At 49.3% G+C, this 1,470-nt stretch carries 2 protein-coding genes; both read left to right on the forward strand.

Annotated features, from left to right (window positions below; all coding sequences use genetic code 11):
- A partial coding sequence (locus A3750_RS03020) for a M48 family metallopeptidase (RefSeq protein WP_156498343.1) occupies positions 1-445 on the forward strand: 445 nt, incomplete at its 5' end.
- 380 nt (positions 446-825) lie between these two features.
- Complete coding sequence (locus tag A3750_RS03025; RefSeq protein ID WP_068457614.1) at positions 826-1,293, forward strand: DUF4174 domain-containing protein; 468 nt, start codon at positions 826-828, stop codon at positions 1,291-1,293.
- Positions 1,294-1,470 lie beyond the last annotated feature (177 nt).

A 1,470-nucleotide genomic window follows, 5' to 3' on the forward strand; every position in this document is an offset into this window, starting at 1 on the left:
TGCAGCAGTGATGGGGCATGAGGTCGGTCATGTTGATGCACGGCACGGTGCGGAGCGTGTCTCGCTCTCTATGACAAGCCAGTTGGCACAGCAGGCCACTACGGTGCTTCTTGATGGCCATGAATATGAATCTACCGCGCTCGCCGCCCTCGGCTTGGGAGCACAGTATGGTGTGCTCCTGCCATATAGTCGCACCCATGAGAGTGAGGCGGACACGATTGGTCTCTATTTAATGGCAAAAGCAGGCTTCGATCCGTCGCAGGCCGTCGAGTTATGGAAAGAAATGAAGAAAGCGTCGGGTGGGAATGCACCACCGGAATTTATGTCTACGCACCCGTCTAACGAGACTCGAATTCAAGAGTTAACACAAGAGCTGCCACAGGCGAACTCTGTGTATCAGGCGGCGCTTGAAAAGGGCGTCTTACCCAATTGCCGTCGTCCTTAAAGGTGTCTTGAGCACCCTTACGCGAAACTTATTCATTTTGGTGACATACCAACAGCTAAGTACGCGCTGATTAAACGCGGCTGCGAACTGACGGCACCCACAGCTGGTCTGACTTAACATGTCCGCACTCGATTCGTTGAGGCAATCGTTAACGGCGAAAGCAAGGGCATCATGCTCGTCAAACGAGCCCTAATTAAACGCGCTTTTTTTGTTTCTAGGTCGTTCAAGAGCATGTAAAAAGCGATCCACTGCGCTCAGGCCATTCATTTAGGTCACAAGAACTTACAAAAAATTGAACGGTTTTCTTTGGTCTTAGGTAATCTTATCGACTAAGAAGAGGAGTACTTACCTGGAGACTTCGGTTTAAAGAGGTGACCGCTATGCAAGTACGTTCTTTGTTTCGCATTTTGTGTTTGTCTTTCATTTTTACGTCTTCTAACGTCGCAGCAGGCTCTTTAGACGGCTATCTATTTGATACACGACCAATCTTATTGTTCACAAGTTCCTCAACACATCCTAAATTTCTCCAGCAGCTTTCGGCATTTGCACAGTTCGAATGCGAATTTTATAAGCGTGACATTGAGGTTTTGACGGTCGTTGGCAATGGTAATGGAAATGCGGTGATCGATGGCGACATGCTCACCAACGAAGATGTGTCGTTCTTGAGAGATGAGCTGGAGGTTGGAGCGTACTCCGAGCTGCTGGTGTTAGTAGGTAAAGACGGCAGGGTGAAGCTGAGAGCGCACATGCCATTGAATGCGAACGATTTGTTGCGGCTTGTTGACGCGATGCCGATGCGACGCATTGAGAAGGCGACGCGTCCAAACATGAGTTGCAGCGCGGCTTAGGTCTAGTAACGTGCCTTAAGCTTAGGGCTGACTAACCACGCGACTGATGAGTTCAGACTGCGGCTCAAGCAACATGCGGCTGAATCGCATGGACGCAGATCACAACATGGCTTACAACAACGGTTCGATTTATCTTTCGTCGCAGTTCCAAATAATTCGCTGGAAAACGCAACTCTG

The sequence above is a fragment of the Oleiphilus sp. HI0079 genome (assembly GCF_001635105.1).